The organism is Vibrio sp. 1CM24A (assembly GCF_023161725.1).
GTDB lineage: Bacteria > Pseudomonadota > Gammaproteobacteria > Enterobacterales > Vibrionaceae > Vibrio > Vibrio coralliirubri.
Genome location: NZ_JALNTS010000001.1, coordinates 837,973 through 858,553, shown reverse-complemented (window position 1 = coordinate 858,553; position 20,581 = coordinate 837,973). Strand labels below are relative to the sequence as shown.

General features: G+C 44.6%; 19 protein-coding genes. 8 read left to right on the top strand and 11 right to left on the bottom strand.

Annotated elements, in window-relative coordinates; genetic code table 11:
• The first annotated feature begins 91 nt into the window (after positions 1-91).
• Positions 92-688, top strand: a complete 597-nt coding sequence (locus MSG38_RS03585; RefSeq protein ID WP_248401009.1) for a hypothetical protein — start codon at positions 92-94, stop codon at positions 686-688.
• A 127-nt stretch (positions 689-815) separates the two neighbouring features.
• On the opposite strand, the gene MSG38_RS03580 is transcribed toward MSG38_RS03585, so the two are convergent.
• The 6 genes from MSG38_RS03580 to MSG38_RS03555 all read right to left on the bottom strand — a co-directional run bounded on the left by MSG38_RS03580 (position 816) and on the right by MSG38_RS03555 (position 7,635).
• A complete protein-coding gene (locus tag MSG38_RS03580; RefSeq protein ID WP_048612880.1) occupies positions 816-1,832 on the bottom strand; it encodes a GGDEF domain-containing protein in 1,017 nt (338 codons plus the stop codon).
• 458 nt (positions 1,833-2,290) lie between these two features.
• Positions 2,291-2,503, bottom strand: a complete 213-nt coding sequence (locus MSG38_RS03575) for a cold-shock protein (protein ID WP_004740083.1) — start codon at positions 2,501-2,503, stop codon at positions 2,291-2,293.
• Between the two features lie 358 nt (positions 2,504-2,861).
• Positions 2,862-4,139, bottom strand: a complete 1,278-nt coding sequence (locus tag MSG38_RS03570) for a cytosine deaminase (protein WP_017064864.1) — start codon at positions 4,137-4,139, stop codon at positions 2,862-2,864.
• A 9-nt stretch (positions 4,140-4,148) separates the two neighbouring features.
• Complete coding sequence (gene codB, locus MSG38_RS03565) at positions 4,149-5,387, bottom strand: cytosine permease (protein WP_032546874.1); 1,239 nt, start codon at positions 5,385-5,387, stop codon at positions 4,149-4,151.
• A 680-nt stretch (positions 5,388-6,067) separates the two neighbouring features.
• Complete coding sequence (locus tag MSG38_RS03560) at positions 6,068-7,291, bottom strand: biotin/lipoyl-binding protein (protein WP_048608932.1); 1,224 nt, start codon at positions 7,289-7,291, stop codon at positions 6,068-6,070.
• On the bottom strand, positions 7,285-7,635 hold the full coding sequence (locus MSG38_RS03555; RefSeq protein ID WP_017066493.1) for an MFS transporter: 351 nt from the start codon (positions 7,633-7,635) through the stop codon (positions 7,285-7,287). The genes MSG38_RS03560 and MSG38_RS03555 overlap by 7 nt, the downstream gene beginning before the upstream one ends.
• Positions 7,636-7,768: 133 nt before the next feature.
• Here MSG38_RS03555 and MSG38_RS03550 point away from each other — a divergent pair, with 133 nt between their 5' ends.
• A complete protein-coding gene (locus tag MSG38_RS03550; protein ID WP_248401008.1) occupies positions 7,769-8,776 on the top strand; it encodes an AraC family transcriptional regulator in 1,008 nt (335 codons plus the stop codon).
• Positions 8,777-8,802: 26 nt separating this feature from the next.
• On the opposite strand, the gene MSG38_RS03545 is transcribed toward MSG38_RS03550, so the two are convergent.
• On the bottom strand, positions 8,803-9,768 hold the full coding sequence (locus tag MSG38_RS03545) for an urea transporter (protein ID WP_248401007.1): 966 nt from the start codon (positions 9,766-9,768) through the stop codon (positions 8,803-8,805).
• 82 nt (positions 9,769-9,850) lie between these two features.
• Complete coding sequence (locus MSG38_RS03540; protein WP_248401006.1) at positions 9,851-10,510, bottom strand: pyridoxamine 5'-phosphate oxidase family protein; 660 nt, start codon at positions 10,508-10,510, stop codon at positions 9,851-9,853.
• Positions 10,511-10,600: 90 nt separating this feature from the next.
• Between MSG38_RS03540 and MSG38_RS03535 the strand changes: the two genes are divergently transcribed.
• On the top strand, positions 10,601-12,058 hold the full coding sequence (locus MSG38_RS03535) for a PLP-dependent aminotransferase family protein (protein ID WP_248401005.1): 1,458 nt from the start codon (positions 10,601-10,603) through the stop codon (positions 12,056-12,058).
• A gap of 16 nt (positions 12,059-12,074) precedes the next feature.
• Here MSG38_RS03535 and yjeH read toward each other — a convergent pair whose 3' ends face one another.
• The gene (gene yjeH, locus MSG38_RS03530) at positions 12,075-13,340 is read right to left on the bottom strand and encodes an L-methionine/branched-chain amino acid transporter (RefSeq protein WP_248401004.1); all 1,266 of its coding nucleotides are present in this window, start codon (positions 13,338-13,340) and stop codon (positions 12,075-12,077) included.
• A gap of 253 nt (positions 13,341-13,593) precedes the next feature.
• Here yjeH and MSG38_RS03525 point away from each other — a divergent pair, with 253 nt between their 5' ends.
• The 3 genes from MSG38_RS03525 to MSG38_RS03515 all read left to right on the top strand — a co-directional run bounded on the left by MSG38_RS03525 (position 13,594) and on the right by MSG38_RS03515 (position 15,711).
• Entirely contained in the window at positions 13,594-14,055 is a 462-nt protein-coding gene (locus MSG38_RS03525; RefSeq protein ID WP_048608920.1) for an Lrp/AsnC family transcriptional regulator, read from the top strand.
• A complete protein-coding gene (locus tag MSG38_RS03520) occupies positions 14,049-14,969 on the top strand; it encodes a LysR family transcriptional regulator (RefSeq protein ID WP_017070979.1) in 921 nt (306 codons plus the stop codon). Before MSG38_RS03525 ends, MSG38_RS03520 begins: the two co-directional genes overlap by 7 nt.
• A 127-nt stretch (positions 14,970-15,096) precedes the next feature.
• Positions 15,097-15,711, top strand: a complete 615-nt coding sequence (locus MSG38_RS03515) for a LysE family translocator (RefSeq protein ID WP_050052408.1) — start codon at positions 15,097-15,099, stop codon at positions 15,709-15,711.
• 95 nt (positions 15,712-15,806) lie between these two features.
• Here the strand turns inward: MSG38_RS03515 and MSG38_RS03510 are convergent, their stop codons facing one another.
• Together MSG38_RS03510 and MSG38_RS03505 are read right to left on the bottom strand one after the other, a co-directional pair.
• Positions 15,807-16,970 carry an alpha/beta fold hydrolase gene (locus MSG38_RS03510; protein ID WP_248401003.1) on the bottom strand — a complete coding sequence of 388 codons (1,164 nt, stop codon included), beginning with the start codon at positions 16,968-16,970 and terminating at the stop codon, positions 15,807-15,809.
• A 53-nt stretch (positions 16,971-17,023) separates the two neighbouring features.
• Positions 17,024-17,254 (bottom strand): hypothetical protein, encoded by a 231-nt coding sequence (locus tag MSG38_RS03505; RefSeq protein ID WP_017061777.1) that lies wholly within the window; start codon positions 17,252-17,254, stop codon positions 17,024-17,026.
• A gap of 273 nt (positions 17,255-17,527) precedes the next feature.
• Here MSG38_RS03505 and hcp point away from each other — a divergent pair, with 273 nt between their 5' ends.
• Positions 17,528-19,189, top strand: coding sequence for a hydroxylamine reductase (gene hcp / locus MSG38_RS03500; RefSeq protein ID WP_048608912.1), 1,662 nt, complete (start codon positions 17,528-17,530; stop codon positions 19,187-19,189).
• 101 nt (positions 19,190-19,290) lie between these two features.
• Positions 19,291-20,346 carry a hybrid-cluster NAD(P)-dependent oxidoreductase gene (locus MSG38_RS03495; protein WP_210473578.1) on the top strand — a complete coding sequence of 352 codons (1,056 nt, stop codon included), beginning with the start codon at positions 19,291-19,293 and terminating at the stop codon, positions 20,344-20,346.
• The last annotated feature ends 235 nt before the right edge of the window (positions 20,347-20,581 follow it).

The following is a 20,581-nucleotide window of genomic DNA, read 5'->3' as shown; positions in this document are numbered from 1 at the left end:
AATTAAACGTTAGTTTGGAATAATTGCTCTAGGACACATTTTTGCTGTAGAAATCGGTGGTTATCACCGGACTGGTCAAGAGGGAAAGACTATGAATATGCTTACATTCGATAAAACAGAAATCCAAAAACAATCAAAGCCATTTATCGCTGAAGCTGTCTTTGCCGTGGAGACAATCAGTGCCAATCAGCAAACTGAAAAGCAAGTGAAAGCAAAGCAGCTACTTGATCGACTATTCCCACTAGAGAATGGCTCACATCAAGACGTAACCAGCTACGTAGTCGATTACCGCCATATTATGGCTTACTTTAAAGATGGTCAGCACAGCGGTTTGAAGCACCCTAAGCAGTTTGTAGCTTATATGGGTGAGAAGAACGACCCAGACTCTATCTTGTTCCGAGATGGCAGTGGCAGTCACCTAGAGGTGATGTTTGGTTGCCATAAAGGGACAGGTTGTATTGAGCTAGTAGAAATTGATGATATTCAGCTGGAATCATGCACCACGTTTGGCCAATCGCCAATGGAAGCAACAACCACAATGCGTGAAGAGACCATTGCAGCGATGCGCCACTGGATCAGTTTGATTCAAGGTGACGCAAAGGGTAAACCAAAGGCATGCAGTGAAGATAAAGAGTTCAGAGCAAAGAATGGTGAAGACTACTGCCTGAATTATTGCTTCCAGATCTAACGGTGAACCCTAGGTAGCTAAATCAATTTACACAGCTAAAGAAAAAGCCCCGAAGATAATGTCTTTGGGGCTTTCTAGTTTCAATACGAGCCGGCTAATATGTCGATAAGAGCATTGTTGGTGTGTCTTACAAAGGCATAACTCGATTTCGGCCAAGTGATTTCGCTTCGTAAAGTAGTTTATCAGCACGTTCGATCAGCGATTGAGCTGATTCGCCGGGTTCAAGTTCAGCGACACCAAACGATGCCGTGATACTGCCGACTTGTTCACCACTGCGGCGATCTTTAATCGACAGCTTTTCTAAAGAGCGACGATTGGTATCCGCGAGTTGACGAGCAATACGCAAAGACTTGTTAGGCACAATCAGTGCGAACTCTTCACCACCAAATCGATAAGCAGAAATACCTTCACGGCAACTTAACTTCAGCTTACGAGCGATCCCTTTAAGAACCATATCGCCAAACAAGTGGCCATAGGTGTCGTTGAAGTTTTTAAAGTGGTCGATATCGAGAAGAATCAAACACAAAGACTGTTGTGCTTCACACAAGGTTTCTATGTCACGGTCGAAAGAGCGACGGTTATAGAGTGTGGTTGTACTATCGAAGAGCGCATCTTTCTGCACTTCTACCAATTGAGTTTTGAGCTTGGTGATCTCTGAGGTTGCAGAGTTTAGCTGAGAGTTTAAAAACTGAGTAGAGTGACGAATATGACGAGATTCAGACACCAGCTGTCGAACCAAGGACATGACTTCATCAATAGATAAGCTTTCATTATCAACACGAGCCAAGTCCTCGAAGCTTTTATCGATCATGTCAGAAAAAGCGGAGGTGTCGGTCAGGGTGTCATTCATTGAATTGGAAACTTCAGAAACTAACAGTTCCAAATTAGCGCGAAGGTCATTGATATTGGTTTCGGATTTGCTGGCAACATAATTGTTGTATAGCTGCTCACCAACGGCAGGAGGACAAATACCGTAGTGTTCTAAAACACCATCCATGTCTTGAGTCAGCTGGGGAATAGCGTTATCGACATAGGTGTACCAAAGTGCGTAATTTGCAGGTGTCGTTGACACCCTGTTCTTCATCATAAGAGGCACCGCTTTTTTTAGATTTGCGGTGGATTTCTGAAATTCGTCTTTGTTCATTATTTTTACTGCAGATACCAAAACAACTAAGCCACTTGCGAACAAGGTTAGCGGATTTCGAAGGTCTTTGCTTTAAAAATTATATGATTAATGGATGAGGATTGGATAAATAACTCATTTTTATTATGAATATCGATTGCGTATTCATAAGTACAATCTAATGGATTGTTCTTTAACCATATTTGGGCTTATCAAACTTTCAGCATAGAGTGAGTTCGTATCAAAACATTAGTGAGAAATGAGTGTTGTTGTCTAGGGAAGTGCATACAAAAAGTGAAGTAGATTGAACGTTGAGCTTTAACAGAGAGAGTTTAGGTTGAGAGAGCTTTGCAGGTGATTTTCAGTTGTTCAGAGTTTACGGGGGAAGCTTGTATCGAGAGAGGAAATGTTTATAAGCAGGCATAAAAAAGCGCCGATAAAAATCAGCGCTTTAAAATTCTTTTTTAGCTAAGAGCTAATTATTGAGCAACAACGTTTGCTGCTTGTAGGCCTTTTTGACCGTTTTCAACTTCGAAAGAAACCTTTTGGCCTTCTTTCAGAGTTTTGAAGCCTTCAGAAACGATTGCACGGAAGTGTACGAATACGTCAGCGCCGCCGTTGTCTTGAGAAATGAAACCGAAACCTTTCTCTTCGTTAAACCATTTTACAGTGCCAGTATTTGTGTTAGACATAATTTGTCCCTTATTCATAAATTTTCTAAGTTGTTGATTGCATTTAATGCAATGCGCTGATAATTGAATTATTTAATATTGCTAAGAAATAAGGAAAAACTACTTACAAAAACGGGTAACGATTTTACATGTCAATTTTTTACTATTCATCTAACTTAAATAACTCCGGCTAACAGAGCGAGAGCATGTTAACACAGTCTTTTGAGATGTACACGTATTGCTTAAGAAATTTGTGCTTTTTTTGTCATACCGTGCGAATGTACAAGATTTACACTGATTTAGTGATAGTTTTGTCGCTTCGTCCAACACAACAAAAGGAAGCATCTCAGCTTCCTTTTGATCAATAGTATAGACGATATTAACGCTTAAAGTTGATATCTTCAGTTTGATCTAAATTTATTTTTGTTTTCGCTGGTTGAGTCTCTGCAATCACCTTACCGTGGCGTATTGAGTACTGCACTGGTACTTGGCGGCGTACTGCATCAAAGCCATTGTCTGCAGGAAGAATCAGCAAGCTACCTGGCTTACCTTCTTCGATACCGAAGTTGTCTTGAATGTTCAATGTGCGAGCAGAGTTCTTGCTGATCAAATCAAGTGAGTTGTTGATTTGGTCGTAACCCATCACCTGTGTTACATGCAGTCCCATGTGCAGAACTTGAAGCATGTTCGCTGTGCCCAGTGGGTACCATGGGTCAAACACATCATCGTGGCCAAAACAAACATTGATGTTTGCTGCTAGCATCTCTTTAACACGCGTTACACCGCGGCGTTTCGGGTAATCGTCGAAACGGCCCTGCAAGTGAATGTTCACTAACGGGTTTGCCACGAAGTTGATACCAGACATCTTCAATAGACGGAATAGGCGAGATGCGTAAGCACCGTTGTAAGAGCCCATTGCAGTGGTGTGGCTAGCGGTTACTTTCTCGCCCATTTCAAACTTATGAGCAAGAGCTGCTAATGTTTCCACAAAGCGAGACTGTTCGTCGTCGATTTCATCACAGTGAACGTCGATCAGACAGTCGTACTTGCGTGCAAGTTCGAACACGTAATGCAGAGATTCAACGCCGTATTCACGAGTGAATTCGAAGTGAGGGATAGCACCGATAACGTCAGCGCCGATCTTCACTGCTTCTTCAAGCAACTCTTTGCCGTTAGGGTATGAAAGAATGCCTTCTTGAGGGAATGCAACGATCTGGATGTCGACCCACTCTTTCATCTCTTCACGAACTTCAACCATCGCTCTTAACGCAACGAGTGTTGGGTCTGACACATCAACGTGTGTACGAACGTGTTGAACACCGTTAGCTATCTGCCATTTCAGTGTTTGCTTCGCACGAGACTTTACGTCTTCGATTGATAGCAGTTCTTTGCGCTCAGCCCAACGCTCAATACCTTCAAACAAAGTGCCAGAGATGTTCCAATTAGGCTCACCAGCAGTTTGAGTAGTATCTAGGTGGATGTGCGGTTCACAGAAAGGAGTAACTGCAATGCCACCTTCAGCATCAAGGATGTCACCTTGATGATTGATTTGTGCGTCATTATCGAGAATGCGAGAAAATTGACCATTTTCAATCAGAATCTGTTTCAAGCCCTCTTGGTCTTGAAGTTTCGCGTTCTTGATTAATAAGGTTGTCATAGTGTGTCCTTAAGCGGCCTGAGATTTCAGAGCTTTTTTGTTCAATAGAGGATTAAGCACGAGGTAACTGATTGCACCACCTAACACTGCGTTCAAAGGAACAACGCCAGGTAGGAAGTGACCAGCGGCTACGCCTGTTGCTACCGCGATAATGCCAGCCCAGTTTACGGTTTGGAACTCCGCATTTGCAAAATCTTTGTAACGTTTACGGTTCGCGAAGAAGTCGGCGATGATTACGCCACCAATTGGTGGAATCGCCAGCGAAAGGAAGGTTAACCAACCAACGAAGTTGTTGTATAACCAAAGTGCGAAAATCGTACCGATAATGCCGTTAATGATAGACATTGTAGTACTTGAGCGACCTGTGATGTTAGATAAACCCAGACCCGATGCATAAAGTGCATTTTCATTGGTTGTCCAGATATTCAAGCCAAGCACGATGATGGCTGGAAGCAGTAGACCTTGCGCGATCATCACATCTGAAATATCAGCCTGACCTGTTGCTGCAGCGCCAGCAGCGCCGAAGATAAACATCAGCGAGTTACCGATGAAGAACGCAACCATAGTAATCAATACTGCGCTTGCTGGCTTTTTACCAAAGCGAACGAAATCGGCAGTTAACGTACCCGCACTTACAAACGAACCTACAACCATTGCTAGCGCCATTGAGAAGTCCATTGGCGTCTCTGGTTTAATTAGTTGCAGTTGCTCTAGTCCACCAACACTGTCTACCGCAGTCAGTACTGAGTAACCACCCAGAATCGCAATCGCAGGTACTGCAATCGCTGAAAGCACCATTAGCGCTTTAATGCCGAAGTACACTGTACCCGTCATCAACAAGCCAGATACGATAATCAAGGTGTTGGTATCAATGCCCGTTGCTTTTTGTACTGGAATAGCAAACATCGCAACACCCACACCAAACCAACCGACTTGTGTACCACCAAGCAGCGCAGAAGGAAGCCATGAGCCTTTAGTACCGAAAGAGAAACGAGCAAGAAGGTGAGTAGAGAGGCCAGTAGATGAGCCGATGTAGCCAAGAAAAGAAGTGTAAATACCGAGGATTAGGTTACCGATGAGAACGGCGAGGAAGAAATCGTTGAATGAAAGACCTGTCCCGAGTGAACCACCTGTCCACATACTTGCAGAGAAGAAAGTGAGTCCAAGCATTACCATGGTGAGTGAAGCGACTCCTTTCCTAGCCGATGTAGGAACCGGCCCTAGACTGTAGTTATTATCAGCAGCCATTTTTTACCTCCGCAAATGATCAAAATTAAAATTAACGGTCGCCGTATTGCAGGCAAACGTGCGCATTATGGTGATATAAATCACATAGTCAATGCTAATTTTATCAATAAGGGCGATTTAAAATCAGTTATTACAGTAATTATCTTGTAAAACATAAGGTTATTTTCTGCATTTATTTCAAAAAAATAAATAGAAAACGTTTTCTATAACGCGTTGGTTATCTGCTGTTATTGGTTGGCTATGAATGTTGATTATTATACGTTTGAATGGGTGTCTGTATCGAAGAGGAGGGCGGTCGGCCAAGCAGCAGGCAAAAAAATAGCCAATCGCAATAATCGCAATTGGCTTATATATTTTGTGAACAAGAATAGGTTCACTAACAACGTCAGTTGGCTAGGTGACCCTCGGCTTAAGAAGGGTCAATATATACATAGCAGTTAGTGTGCCAACTTTTAAAACCACGTAAAACGGCAGTTTTATAGCAATCTGGTGCGTATTTGAGCGTTTAATTTGCGTTTTTGTAATGTCTAATTGCAAAATGCAATTGCAATTTGCAAACTTAGAGTGTTTGTTCGTTTTTCGAGTTTGTGTTCTTTTTAGAGACGAATAGTGAAATAAACAAAAAGCCCGTGCGATCTAAGAGCGCACGGGCTTGGGTATTGCTTCACCAATAGGAAGTATTAGATGGAGTAGAAGAAGTACAGTTGAGACTTCATTCTAATGATGATCCCGCGTATTACGTCTAGGAACGCCATAAAGCTGATAGGCTTCTCACCGCTTACCCACGCTAATCCGACAGAACCAACAGGAATATCGTAACCCTCTGCCTCATCAATTTTTAAACGAACAAAGTGGTGCTTGTTCTGAAGGTTTTTGCCTGTGGTAACACGAACCTGCTCATCGATACCCAGCAAGCTTGCTTGCGCTTCACCAGTCGCTTCTACAATGCCTTCTACGGTTGCAGAGAATACTTTCCCCGGGTATACCGCTGTCGCAAATTCCGCTGGTTGACCTACCTTAATATTACGAATCGCTTGGTGGTTAACTCGCATCAGCACGTACTTCTCTTCGGTATACATCTGGATACGAGGCATCATTGAAACGCGCTGACCTTCACGAAGAATAAAGTTCGTTACAAAGCCGTCAGTCGGTGCCGTGACTTTGGTGCTGTTCAAGTCCCATTGTGCTTGTGCCAGTGTTGCCTTTGCTGAATCGACCTCTGTCTGTTTCTTGCTCACATTGGTTTCAGCTTTGTGGATGTTTAATTTCGCATTCTCGGCATCGACTTCTTTCTTGCTTAGCTGAGATTCCAACGTCGTAACGTTATACGTCGCTAAGTCTACCTTTGCTGTTTGTTGGTCGATGTCAGTTTCAGTGATCGTATGTTCTACCACTTTGTTTTGCTTCTGGTAACGATCAAGCGTCTTTGACTGCAGCACCAAGTCTGTTTTAGCCGAATCTATTTGTGCGACTGAAGCTTTGATGTCTTCAAGCGCCGATTGATAGCTGACTTTTGCAATGCTCACTTCTTGACGAGCTGTGTCTAAAGCGACCTCGGCAGACTCAAGTTGAACGCTGGCTTTGTCTCTTGCGATGACATATTTGGTGTCATCAATCTCGTAAATTAGCTGCCCTTCAGTCACATCTTGGTTCGGATGGATGTGGACTTTGGAAGTTTTTCCCGACACATTAGTTGAATCTGGACGCAACTGAATATGTGGAGACTGAACCACTGAGCCTCCAGATAGATCCATCGGAGTAAAGTTAAGTAGGCCAACCCATACAAACAGCAACCAAGATGTACCACCTAGGTATGCAAACGCCTTGGTGCCTTTGTTCCAAGGCATACCAACAAGTCTGAGTAAGTAAATGAACAGTGCCCAAATTGCCAAGCCTTCTAACATGTTTGGCTCTCCTCATCTTGCTTGTCGGAAGTTGTTTGCTCCTTGGTTGTGGTCGGTGACTTCCATGTGTCTCTTAGATTGATGATGGCTTTTTCCATATCAACGAAGGCCAAAATTACTGCTAGTACCCATACCCAGTGCCATACAAAACCAATCCATGTTAATGCGGTGATCAAACCGAGTTGTTGATGCTCTTTACTGTGAGCCTTGTTGATTGGTAATTCATGCACACGCCAGAAGCCGTAACATGCAGCAGCGATGGTTGCGACTAACACCACGCCTGCAACTACGTGTAGTGCGGTATCTGCGCCGGTTCCGACAAATGGGACACTAACTAAACTCATTGATATACCCTAGGTTAAATTGAGCGCCGAGTGTGATTGATATCAGATTTAGAAGTTGAAAATTTACCAATTACTTTAATAATGATGTCATTATGATTTGATCTGTAATAGTGACTTCTAAGTATGGTGGCTAATGAACAATTGTAACTTCTTAAGAGCATTGGGTATTTTGGGTATTTACCAATACGCAACGACTAATAAGGCTGTGAATACTGAGCAATTAGGTATTCCTAAATCGGTGTTTAATAACCCGATGAACCTTATCCCCGTAAGTGAAGTGGACAAATGGTATGGCTTGCTTGAACAACAAACCGACGATTCCGATATTATCTTGAAGCTGGCTGATAGAGTGGATATTGAAAGGCTAGGCCCTCTCTCTAACTGGTTTTTCTCGGGGCACGATCTGGCGTCGTCCATACGCCGAGTTAACATCGGGTTGCACTGTTTGCAGTCTGGGGCTTTCCTATATGGCGCTCAAGTCGGTAATTTCATCAAATGGTGCTATGACAATTCTGCTTATACTGAGGTGGGTAAGGTTCATGACTCGATTCGAGTTGCCATCTTTATGATGAAGATATTAAGGCGTTACTTGGGAGACGACTTTACCCCCGCAGCCGTCTCTATCGCAGGTTATCGCGAGAACACTCAACTCTATCAAGAGTATTTTGGGTGCAATATTCAGTGGGGCCAGCCACGAACTGAAATCTGGATACCAAGCCAGTCGAGGTTATCGATCAATCAAGCCCCTTCGATCGGCAAGATGAGCTTGGCCATGAATTTTCATGACTTAGATAATTACCTCAACATGCCGGATGCCGCGGATGAGCATAAGGTGACCTATGAGATGATCAATTATAGTCGCCATTTCGGCCTGCCAACGCTGCATAAAGTTTCCAGTCTACTCGGCTTATCTGAACAGCAGTTCCAGCGACGATTACACAAATTGGGTGTTAACTTTTCTACCATCATGGGATACGCGTTAAGTAACGTGGCGGTGGAGTTGTTGATGTATTCAGTGCCAATAAAAGAAGTCGCGACGAGGCTCGGCTATACCAATGTCGCGAGCTTTAATCGGATGTTTAAGAAACATCGAGGTTTGACACCCAAGCAATATGTTGAGCGCTTAAAAACAGGCCTGTAACTATACGGAGCTAACTTATGGTTCGTTTATGGATCAAGGCTGGACAAGTAAACCACAGCCCAAGTACTCAAAATGAAAGGGGCGGTGAGTGGTAACAGTGACAGTTCATGAAAACCAAGTGTGATGAGACAGCTTAACAGCATGCCTAATAGGATTAACGGCCAAGAGATCCGCGGATAGAGCACAAGTGCTAAAGTGGCAAGAATGGCGTTGTACCCGTAAAGACCTTGCGCTACCAGTTCGTTAGAAGCACCAATCAAACCGCTAAATACGGTGCTAATTATTACTGCGAGCATAACCCAAATGGCATGCTTGATATTGTTGAGTGCGATGGCGACTAAGATAACGAGCCCCGACAACGCATTTTCGATGAAGCTGACTTGGCTTATCCCTTTTAACAACGGGATCACCACTGTTGGCAGGTTAAACCACGAGCTAGCCTCAATACTGATGAGTGGCATCAGTGCGGAATCAGGTGCAGAAAACGCTGATAGCTCAAAGGCTGATTGGATAATATAAATCAACCAAGTGGTGAGGATAAAGGCGCTAGTGTAACCGCGATATTTCTTAAAACTGAATACGATGTGGGCAATCGGCACCGTTACTAATGCACCTAACACAGTCACTAAAGCCAATAATGGTGTGACACCAAAAAAGTTACCGATAAATAAACCAATTAAAGCCCCATTTAACGCATACATACCACTATCAATATCGTAAGCTGCCTTGTTGGTGTTGGTGTTGGTGTTGGTGTTGGTGTTGGTGTTGGTGTTGGTGTTGGTGTTGGTGTTGGTGTTGGTGTACATATAGCAACAGAAGGCTAATACATAGCTGCAACTGGCGCCAAGTAAGGTAAGAAAAGCCAGCGCAAGTGACTCAATAGAAATGGCAAGCAATAGCAGAAGCGACGTCATAACAGACGGTGTGAAATAGACTTGCCCAATGCCATTGAGCAAGCCTTGAAATGGTTGAATATCCTTATTCGTTCTCATCGTCTGATTACATTATTTTGTCATGTTAAATTTTTGTAATTCAGATTGTATACAATTTTATTAAGTTGACCATCTTTGTGTATCAATTCTGATACCAGCGCTCACCATAGGCTTGTTGGTAATCTGGTGTTTCAATGATGCCTTCTTGCTCTGGAACCGTTTCTAATGGCCCTACGACCGTTCGATAAGGTAATACGCCAGCCCATACTGGGATATCCATATCAGTTTTATCATCATTCACGCCATGTTTACCAATCTTCACGGAGGCTTCCGTTAAAGGTATCGCCAATAGCTCGGTTGCGGTGAGCTCTTTCTCATTACTGAGCCTGACTTCATCGGTTCTGCCCGGCGCGATTTGCTCAATAAAAATATTCAACAAGCGATCCTTTTCTTGATTGTCATCGATGACTGAAAATGATCCTAATACCACAGCAGAACGATAATGCGCGCTGTGATGAAATGCCGAACGAGCCAACACCCAACCATCGAACAGAGTGAACGTTAAGCAGGTTGGATCTCCCTTTTTTAGACCTCTCAATAAGCGACTGTTTTTAGCCCCATGAATGTAGACCATGTCATCGACTCGCCACGCGAGCATCGGGAGAACCATTGGCCCTTGTTCACCCTGCAATGCAATGTGTGCGATTAAGCTCTCATCAATAATTTGATGAAGTTTCTCTTGTTCAAATACGGCTTTGTGAGCCCCTTTTTTAATTGTGGTTCTTTTCGTGTTAGATAACATAATCGCTCCTTAATCATTGCCTTTTGATTAATGTAGCGATTAACTGGTCTATTAAATAGAGCCACTTTCAAACACTATTTGGATCCAGTTATGCAGCCTATTGATGTCGGTGACCTACAATTAGATGAACAACACGACACGCGTCAAACCGCCTTGTTCCACGCGATCAGAGAGAAGATCGTTCACGATTTATGGAGCAAGGGCAGTAAGTTACCTTCAACACGTAAGTTGGCCGTCGAGTTATCGGTGAGTCGAAATACGGTGATTTATGCGTACGAACAACTGGTTACTGAAGGCTATATCGAGAGTAAGCAAGGCTCAGGGTTTTATGTCTCGGTTGAACAACCAGAACACTTTCTAAGTTTGTCTAAGCCAGACAGTGTTCTGGATCCGAAGGTCAAACAAACAGTCAGTCAACCGAGTACAAACATAGCGACACCTAACGACATTAACCGCAGCTTTGCCCCCGGAGTCCCTGACTTAGATGCGTTCCCTTTTGCGAAATGGCAGAGGTTGCTGCAACGCCACTCTACACGTCAGAACATTGCGGGCAATCAAGAGGTTCAGGGAAGTTTAGCCTTGAGAGAAGCTTTGGGCGGGTACCTTGCAAGCAGTCGTTCGGTTCATTGCAGTGCCGACAGAATCATCATCACCGCAGGTGCGCAGCAAGCCATCTCAATCGGATTAATGGCAACGTTAGCGATGGGCGACAAAATCCTTGTAGAGGAACCCGGTTATCGACAAGTACATAAAATTATCGATCTGTTGAGACTAGAGTTAGACGGTGTAAGTGTGCGTGAAAAGGTGGGGCTAGATATTGAGAAAGTGTTGGCCAGTAATGCTAAGGCTCTGTATGTCACGCCGAGTAACCAATATCCAATGGGCACGACTTTAAATACTGAGCAGCGCCTTAAACTGATCGATTGGGCCAATCAACATCAGTCATGGATCATTGAAGATGACTATGACAGTGAGTTCCAGTTTGCTCATCGCCCTTATACCAGCATGCAAGGGTTGGCGGGAAAGTTGGGGTTCGATGACCGCATCATCTATGTAGGCTCTCTTAGTAAAGTGATGTTCAATGGCCTGCGATTAGGTTACTTAGTGGTGCCGGAAAGTCTGGTGGCGAAGTGTCTTGAGATCAAAGACGCGCTCACTGGAGACACGGCATCCCACACACAGGAAGCTTTGGCGGATTTTGTTCGAGAAGGCGACTTGCTGCGTCATATTAGAAAGATGCGTCGGTCATACAAACTCAAGTATGAAGCCATGATAGAAGCGATTGAAAGCGAGTTTCATGGCGATCTTGAAGTGATCAGTCAGGCGGCAGGGCTACATGTGACCGTGAAGTGGTATCAAGGTATATCTGAACATGAGTGGAGCCGACGAGCTGAGCTTGAAAATATCATCATTCGTCCGTTTGATTTTTATGAATATGGATCAAGTGATGCTCGTGATTGGAGTGGGGCGGTGCTGGGGTTTGGAAATATCCGTTTGGCTGAGATAAAGCCGAAGATCAAACAGATCGCACGGCTTTTTTATCAGTGATATTGGTAGGTATCGTTTACAGCTTGTCGACAGAAACGGTGGGTTTACCCAACCACTTTCGCCAAGGGAGTGACAATGTCACAAAAATAGTCACGGCATAGAGCATCGACCAACTTAAACAGATAAACACCAAGGTACAGATGACTAGCGAGAGCATGGCTGTGTATCTAGATGCGCCTGTCAGTAATCGGCAAGCGGCTAACATCGCGAGCAGATAAACCAGAACAAAAATACCGTTGGCGAGCTTGAGAAAGAACTCAAGGTCTAAATTAGACAGCTCACCAATCACACACGAGATAAGCACGACAAAGCCAATTGCTATCGTTGGGTAAAGCGGTACGCCGCGGTTGTTCAGTTGAGCCATTCGACTTGTAGGAGTATGTTGACGAGCTTGAGCCCAGATCATTCGTGATAGGCTTTGTGTGTAAAGGTTGAGGCTAGCAAAGCAAGCAAAGAACCCCAGCACGCTGATGACCGATTTGAAGCCATTGCCAAACAGTTGCTCTGTTACCCACGGGATGGATGCGGCATCAAATTCAGGTGAACCGTAAGCGCCCAGTTTAAGGATCACCACTGAACAAGCCCAGTACACTAGCCCCGCAACAAAACAGCCTGCAATGATGGCGATTGGGAAGTCACGTTGTGGATTTTTGAACTCCTCTCCCATGTGGGCAAAGGCTTCTATCCCGACAAAGCACCAAAACATGATAGCCAAAGCAGCGCCGATAGACCAGATCGAATCGGACGAGATGGCTGGAAGAGCAACATCGGCTACCGTGATGTCGGCTTTCCAAACAAAAGCGCTAACTAAGGCGAAAATCGATAACGCAATCACCGTTTGTAAGCGACCAGAAGATTTACTGCCCATCAAATTGACGGCAATCAGCAGCGCTACAGTAAAGGATTGAGCCCCCAGTGGTGTGTCGAGAGGTGTGGGTAACAACTGTTGAGCAAAGCCACCTGCTAGTGCAATGGCCGCTGGAATACCGACAGGAATAACACTCACAAATAACCACGCCACGCTTGTTTCTAATCGCTCGCTAAACGCCTGACGCACAAAGTAAGCAGTACCACCTGCATTCGGGTAGCGTTTTCCTAATGCTGCGAAGGTCAGTGCTATCGGGCAAATAGCGATAAACAGGATTAACCAAGCGAGAAGAGACAACTGCCCAGCGATGCCTGCTGCGATCGCAGGGATCATAAATAATCCCGTGCCTAGCAAGGTCGTCGAGAGTTGTCCGATTCCTGAAATAAGCGTGATTTCTTGTTTGAGTTGTGTCATTCGCTCTCCTAGCTATTTGATTCTGGTCACGGTCTTCCAGCAACTTTCTTCTGGTGGTGTGAAGTTATGATTGAGAGCATACATTGTCGACATCAATAATACAGCTAGCGAAACGTCGTAAGGCACCGTCATTTTAACGGTAATAATCCGATTCAGCGTGAAAGTGTCGGCTGTCAGAATGGCTGTTATAAGTAGGAAAGTTGTGTCAAATTAGGCGTTATAAATAGAACAATAAATGGAAAGAATCAGAAGCATGGATAAATTTGATCGCCAGATTTTGGATATTCTCAAAACCAATGCACGATGCTCAGTGAGCGATATCGCCCGAGATGTCAGCCTCTCGCGCTCGGCAGTGAACGCCAGAATCAAGAAACTGGAAAGCGACAAAGTGATTACGGGCTACTGTGCTCAAGTGGCAGAACCCAACCAAACGAAGAATGTGTGCGCTTATATCTTGTTGAAGTTCGACATGTCGAGTAGTGATCATAGTTGTGAGTCTTACGCGAAACAAATCCAGAGTATCGAAGAGGTGCAATGGTGTCACTCGATTAGCGGTGAGACCGATATGATGCTTTATGTTGAAGTGGAAAGCATGGAGAGCTTGAACCGAGTTCGTGATCAGCTGCAAAGCTACCCAGATCTGCGCCACTTAATGACTCATACGGTTTTGACCGAGTTTTTCAACAAACAGAATGCGACGGTGCATTCATGTTAGGCAATATCAACTTAAACCTATTGCGTTCACTGCATGTACTTCTTGAAGAGTGTCACGTAAGCCGCGCTGCTCAACGCCTGCATATCACACAATCCGCAGTGAGCCGCCAGCTCAGTCAGTTACGAGATTTATGTGGCGACCCTTTACTAGTCCGTGACGGCAATAAACTGGTGCCGACCAACCGTGCATTGCTACTCAAAGGCAAACTCGACGACTTGCTTGGCGAGTTTGACCACCTGTTAGATGATAAACCCTTCGAACCGCAAGACTGGCAGGGTGAATTGGTGTTGTCTTCGAGTGATTATGTCGCTCAGTATATTCTTCCTGTGATTGTGGCAGAGGTGTCCGCTGAAGCGCCGAATATCAATTTGGCTTATCGATTGTGGCAGCCAAACTACCTTGAAGCACTGAACGAGTCGGGTATTCATTTGGCTTCCAGTATGTTTCCCACAAAGCCTGAACATGTCTCAAGCATCAAACTTGGCGAAGATAAGTCGGTGTGTTTGATGCGGAAGTCGCACCCATTGGCTCAACAAGCAGTTTTGAGTGCAGAAGATATTGTTCACTACTCTCACATCAAAGTGACGGGTGGCGGAGATAAAGACAGCTATGCGGACATAGCATTGAAGAAGCAAGGGCTGAAGCGAAGAGTGGCTTTGCAGGTTCCGTTCTTTTCATCCGCAGGTACTGTGTTAATGCAAGACGACTACTTGATGATCGTGCCAGAACATATCGCCTACAACCTAGGTCGACACCTCGATACTACCTACTTTTCGTTGCCATTTGATACGGAAATGCATACCTATTGGTTAATGTGGCACCCTAAATATGACAACGACTCTGCCCACAAATGGGCGCGAGAAAAAGCATTCCAAGCCATGCAAAAGTCGAGTTACAATATCAGTATGACTTGAAATCATAGGTGTGATGATAATCTTTGATTTCAAATAATACCTCCTGCGAATTATGGTAAGTGCCAAGTATTGAGTATTAAGCGTAGAGCGTTCAGCTGGAACGCTTTATTTTATTAGGAATGGAATGATGACAGTAACAATTTGGTTTTCTTTATTAGCAATTTGCTTGTTGGGTGCAATGTCTCCGGGCCCAAGCTTGGCGATGATCGCTAAACACAGTTTGGCTGGTGGACGTATGAACGGGCTTATCGCAGCTTGGTCACACGCTGCTGGTATCGGTATTTATGCGTTCGCAACCATTGTTGGCTTAGCCGTTGTGCTTGAGCAATCCCCAATGTTGTTCAAAGGTATTAGCTTAGCGGGTGCTGCTTATCTGCTTTATCTTGGCGTTAATGCGTTGCGTTCGAAAGGTGGTGTTGCCGCGAAATTAGAAGCGGGTGAAAAGATGAGTTACATGCAGTCTGCTCGTGAGGCTTTCTTGATCTCTATCTTGAGCCCAAAGATCGCGTTGTTCTTCATCGCTCTGTTTAGCCAATTTGTTGCGCTAGGTAATGAACTGACCAATCAGGTTATCATCGTCTCAACGCCACTGATTGTCGACGGCCTTTGGTACACCTTTATCACCTTGGTACTGTCTAGCCCGTTGATTGTTGAACGTATTCGCTCGAAAGCTCAGTTGATTGATCGACTATCTGGCGTGGTGTTGATTCTGCTTGCTGTGCGTGTGGTGTGGATGATTTAGTCATCACTAGACCTTAAGATCTAAAAAGGCTCACTAGAGGTTATCTAGTGAGCCTTTTTGATGTCTATGGATTGGCTTGGACAGGTTTGAGCTTATTAACCTTTAGAGTTCAGCACGGCATCTAACTTCTCCATCGAGTCTGAGAAGTAGGGGTTGTAAGTCAAACGCGCATGGTTCTTCCCTTCCTCACGATAGCCCCAAGCTGAGTACCAAACCTCACTTGTCGCGTTGCACTGTTCTTCAAAACCTTCCTCTTGACCATTGGAGCAGATCTTCTCGCTACCATTGATTCCGTAATAAGGGTTGTTTGGTGAGAACAGTAAGCCCATGTGAGAGCCGTTCGAGATGCGTTGCTCTGGAATTTTCATGCTGTACTGAACAGCGCGAGGATCCTCGAGAGTCGTCTCTCCTTGCCAAACCAACACATTATTTGGATTTGGCATCGATTCAGTAAAGGCTTGCTGAACGTAGTTGGTATCAATCACGCTGTCGCCTTCACTCATCATAATAAACACCGGCTTATCGAAGTGTTTGTCTTGCAAGTCATCACGTACGACTTCTGATGTTTCGTAGTAAACCGAGGCACCGTTCATTGGCAATGAGTTGTAACGCAACACATTGTCTTCAGGATCTTGATCTGCCCAAGTGACAAAGTAGCTTGCTAGCCCTGCGTATTGAACAGCAGACGAGCTCGGTTGAAACGCAGGTGAGAACAGCAGTAACCCAGAGATCTTTGGATCGTTCATCGCCTGTGAAGTCACGAGGTTCGCGCCGGTTGAATAGCCGCCTAGCCAAACCGAATCATATTCTTGCTCAAGTAACTTTGTATGATGAGCCACCACACCTTGCCAATCTTCTAGGTTCGGCTGCATTAAGTCACCCACACGACTGCCGTGACCCGGAAGCAATACGGTTCTCACTAAGTAACCTTGTTCGGCCAAATGGGTAGCGATGTCTTTAAACGAGTATGGTGAGTCGCCTAATCCATGAACCAATAACACCGCCTTGCCGTTTGGCGAGGTTGGTTGATACTCGGTTGGTGAATTGAGTTGGATCTCGAGTTGCTTGTCTTCCGTCATGAACACGCGGTTTTTCAATAGCCAATCTTGGGTGTCATTGACGTAGGCATCAAAGCTGTCTTGCTGATAGCTAGGCAAGTCTGGAGATGTTTCGTAAGCGGGTATCGGTGTCTCGTTGGAACAACCAACGAGACTTAAAGTCGTTAAGGCCAGCAGTGCTAGGAGGGGCTTTCTTTGCATTATGTAATCTTGTCTCTGTTGTGCTTTCACTATATCTGAAACTAAAGTTTAGGTTACTTTTTGCTTGAAAGGTCTTCGTATTCACCTTCAATAACACCGGCATCATTGGTTGATGACTGACGAGTGTTCATATGAGCTGCGAAACCTTGTTTCTTCATTTGATTCTGAATGCGCTTGCCAGTAATTAAAGCTGCAATAGCTAAAGGAATAGCAAGGATCAAGCTTGTGAATAACGCCAAAAGGCCAGTAAACAATGCAACAATCGTAACTAATATATTTTTCATATTCATTCCTCTTTTTCTATGTTGTTACTTTATCGCTTCTATTCTGAACGAAACATGAACGCCGTTAATAAAACTCTGAGAGTCACTATGACACGGATGTGTGCTGTTAGGGAGTTTATATGTAGTCATAATCACGCACTAAAAACATGGAATAGAACTAAGTTCAATAAAATCAATATGTTAAAAGTTGGCACGCTTGATGCTCTATAGGGGTTGGAATAAGTCACTGTAAGCAAAGTACTTACAGTTAATAAAAATTACTGGAGCCCTTATATGTTCTGTATTCAATGTGAACAAACAATTCAAACCCCAACCGTAAAAGGCTGTTCTTTCGCACAAGGTATGTGTGGTAAAACTTCGGAAGTATCCGACCTTCAAGACGTGTTGGTGCATTCTCTTCAAGGTGTTTCTTTTTGGGCCAATTTAGGCCGTGCTTGTGATGTTATTGATACTGAAATCGACGAGTGGGCGCCAAAAGCGTTTTTCGCAACATTAACCAACGTTAACTTCGATCCTGCTCGTATCATTGAATTTGCACAGCAATCTCATGAGTTTAAGCAGCGTTTAGAACAACAGGTTCGCGCGGCAGCGACATTGATTGGTTTTGAGATCCCTGCGCTTTCTGCTGCTGCTCAATTCGACCTTCCAACGGACTCTTCAGAGTTATTGGCGCTTGCCCCTCAAGCGGCGGTAAACCGTGGTCACGACTCTCAACACGAAGATGTGATTGGCCTTCGCCTTCTTTGTCTTTACGGGCTAAAAGGTGCAGCAGCTTACATGGAGCACGCTCGTGTTCTTGGTCAAACTGACAATGCTATCTTTGCTGAATACCATGAAATCATGGCGTTCCTAGGTACAGATCCATCAGACCTAAAACAACTGTTAGATACGTCTATGCAGATTGGCTTAATGAACTACAAAGTCATGGAAATGCTGGATAAAGGCGAGACAGATACATTTGGTCACCCTCAACCAACAACTGTGAATGTGAAGACGAAGCAAGGTCACTGTATCCTTGTTTCTGGTCACGACCTGCATGATCTAGAAAAGATCCTTCAACAAACGGAAGGCAAGGGCATTAATGTTTACACCAACGGTGAGATGCTACCTGCACACGGTTACCCTGAACTGAACAAGTACCCACACCTTGCGGGTAACTACGGCAGCGCTTGGCAGAACCAGCAAAAAGAATTTGCGAACTTCCCAGGTGCGATCGTAATGACATCGAACTGTCTGCTTAACCCTGATGTGGGCTCGTACGCTGACCGCCTGTTTACGCGTAGCATCGTAGGCTGGCCGGGTGTTGCTCACCTTGAGGGTGACGATTTCAGTGCTGTTATCGATTGTGCTCTTGCGCAAGAAGGCTTTAAGCATGACGAGATCGAGCAAATGATCACTGTCGGCTTTGGCCGTAACGCCTTGATGGAAGCAGCGCCTGCGGTTGTTGAACAAGTGAAAGAAGGCAACATCAAGCACTTCTTCCTAGTGGGTGGTTGTGACGGCGACAAATCTGAGCGTAGCTACTACACAGATTTCACAGCTCAAGCACCAGAAGATTCAGTAATTCTGACCTTGGCGTGTGGTAAATTCCGTTTCAACAAGAATCAATTCGGTGACATTAACGGCATTCCACGTCTGCTCGATGTTGGCCAATGTAACGATGCATACTCTGCAATTCAGCTTGCTCTTGCGCTGTCTCAAGAGTTTGATTGTGGCATCAACGAACTACCGCTAACACTGGTTCTATCTTGGTTCGAGCAAAAAGCGATCGTTATCCTGCTTACTCTGTTCGCACTGGGTGTGAAAGGCATCTACACCGGCCCAACAGCACCGGCTTTCCTAACAGAGAACCTACTAAAGATTATTCAAGACGAGTTCGACATGCGTTCTATCTCAACGCCAGAGCAAGATCTTAAAACAATCTTAGCGGCTTAATATAAGCCCACTCCCAAGCCCCGTTGTTGCTGTTCTCTAGGAACGTGCAGCGGCGGGGCTTTCTAGATTTAATTCTTTAGTATCAGTAAGGTGTGTGAACTATGTATGCATGGTCGGATAGCGATTCAATCAATTTAGTGTGTTTAAAGAAATGGCACGAGACGCCAGATACGGTCAGCTTTGAGCTTGGCAGTATTCCACAAGACTTACATTTCAATTTTAAGCCCGGTCAGTTCATCACCTTGGGTTTAGATATGCCGACGAAAACAGATTATCGTGCTTATTCAGTGGCTTCTTGCCCGGAAGATAACCGCCTGAAGTTGACGGTCAAGCGTGTGGAAGGTGGCTTGGTTTCGAACTTTATTGTTGATGAGCTTGATGAAGGTGATGAGGTTTCAGTGTTGAAGCCGGCAGGCGCGTTTAACTGTATTGATTGTATGCCAACGGCGACAAAGAAAGTAACGCTAGTGAGTGCAGGCTGTGGTATCACACCAGTAATGGCGATGGTCAAGTATTGGCTGTCTCAAGGCAGTGACATCGAGATTGATTTCGTCCACATGGCACGCAACAAGCTTGAGACTATCTACTTTCAAGAACTTCATCAGCTCGATGAATTACATGCGAATTTTAACTTAAAACTGCTGCTAAAAGACAACGAAGGAACAACGGCTCCTCAAGGTCGTTTAGATAAAAACTGGTTGGTGAAACTGAGCCCAGATATCTTAGAGAGAACCGTTTACCTGTGTGGGCCTGTGGGCTTCATGCAAGATATTGAGAGTTATCTGAAAGAACTTGAGTTCAACATGGATAACTTCTATCAAGAAAGCTTTACTCCTGCGACTCAGAATGCTCAATCAGAAGCGTCAAAAGCCGAAGTTGCTGACGATACGAATAGTGCTGTTAAGGTATTTGTGCCTGCGTTCGGCGCTGAAGTTGAAGCGGAAACTGGTACACCATTGGCGGATTCATTAGAAAAAGCAGGCGTTCCAATTATTATCGCTTGTCGTAGTGGGATTTGTGGTTCGTGTAAATGCAAAGTGACCAAAGGATCTGTGGAATCAAGCAGTCAAGAAACATTGACGCCAGAACAGATTGAACAGGGCTACGTGCTTGCATGTTCAAGTTCGATTCAGTCGGATGTTGAGGTTGAGTTATAACAGAAGTGAAGCTGTGCAAGAGTGATGAAGGCAAGGTCTTGTCATCGAGATAAAAGTTAGGGCGCTAGATATAAAAAGGCCACCTAGATCAGTTAGAGAGAGCAGATCTAAGTGGCAACCCTCTTGTTTATACGGGGGAGTAAAACAAAAGGGGTTGCGAAGCCCATACAGACTTCGCAGATATAGTTATTATGTTGTGGAGCTTGTTGCGATGGACGTATCTACAAGAGCGAAG

Excerpts from the sequence above, each read along its gene's own strand:
- yjeH (WP_248401004.1), bottom strand. The coding sequence starts at position 13,340 with ATGACACAACTCAAACAAGAAATCACGCTTATTTCAGGAATCGGACAA.
- MSG38_RS03525 (WP_048608920.1), top strand. The coding sequence starts at position 13,594 with ATGGATAAATTTGATCGCCAGATTTTGGATATTCTCAAAACCAATGCA.
- MSG38_RS03495 (WP_210473578.1), top strand. The coding sequence starts at position 19,291 with ATGTATGCATGGTCGGATAGCGATTCAATCAATTTAGTGTGTTTAAAG.
- MSG38_RS03535 (WP_248401005.1), top strand. The coding sequence starts at position 10,601 with ATGCAGCCTATTGATGTCGGTGACCTACAATTAGATGAACAACACGAC.
- MSG38_RS03510 (WP_248401003.1), bottom strand. The coding sequence starts at position 16,970 with ATGCAAAGAAAGCCCCTCCTAGCACTGCTGGCCTTAACGACTTTAAGT.
- MSG38_RS03505 (WP_017061777.1), bottom strand. The coding sequence starts at position 17,254 with ATGAAAAATATATTAGTTACGATTGTTGCATTGTTTACTGGCCTTTTG.
- MSG38_RS03575 (WP_004740083.1), bottom strand. The coding sequence starts at position 2,503 with ATGTCTAACACAAATACTGGCACTGTAAAATGGTTTAACGAAGAGAAA.
- MSG38_RS03550 (WP_248401008.1), top strand. The coding sequence starts at position 7,769 with ATGAACAATTGTAACTTCTTAAGAGCATTGGGTATTTTGGGTATTTAC.
- hcp (WP_048608912.1), top strand. The coding sequence starts at position 17,528 with ATGTTCTGTATTCAATGTGAACAAACAATTCAAACCCCAACCGTAAAA.
- MSG38_RS03545 (WP_248401007.1), bottom strand. The coding sequence starts at position 9,768 with ATGAGAACGAATAAGGATATTCAACCATTTCAAGGCTTGCTCAATGGC.
- MSG38_RS03515 (WP_050052408.1), top strand. The coding sequence starts at position 15,097 with ATGACAGTAACAATTTGGTTTTCTTTATTAGCAATTTGCTTGTTGGGT.
- MSG38_RS03570 (WP_017064864.1), bottom strand. The coding sequence starts at position 4,139 with ATGACAACCTTATTAATCAAGAACGCGAAACTTCAAGACCAAGAGGGC.
- MSG38_RS03580 (WP_048612880.1), bottom strand. The coding sequence starts at position 1,832 with ATGAACAAAGACGAATTTCAGAAATCCACCGCAAATCTAAAAAAAGCG.
- MSG38_RS03520 (WP_017070979.1), top strand. The coding sequence starts at position 14,049 with ATGTTAGGCAATATCAACTTAAACCTATTGCGTTCACTGCATGTACTT.
- MSG38_RS03540 (WP_248401006.1), bottom strand. The coding sequence starts at position 10,510 with ATGTTATCTAACACGAAAAGAACCACAATTAAAAAAGGGGCTCACAAA.
- codB (WP_032546874.1), bottom strand. The coding sequence starts at position 5,387 with ATGGCTGCTGATAATAACTACAGTCTAGGGCCGGTTCCTACATCGGCT.
- MSG38_RS03585 (WP_248401009.1), top strand. The coding sequence starts at position 92 with ATGAATATGCTTACATTCGATAAAACAGAAATCCAAAAACAATCAAAG.
- MSG38_RS03560 (WP_048608932.1), bottom strand. The coding sequence starts at position 7,291 with ATGTTAGAAGGCTTGGCAATTTGGGCACTGTTCATTTACTTACTCAGA.
- MSG38_RS03555 (WP_017066493.1), bottom strand. The coding sequence starts at position 7,635 with ATGAGTTTAGTTAGTGTCCCATTTGTCGGAACCGGCGCAGATACCGCA.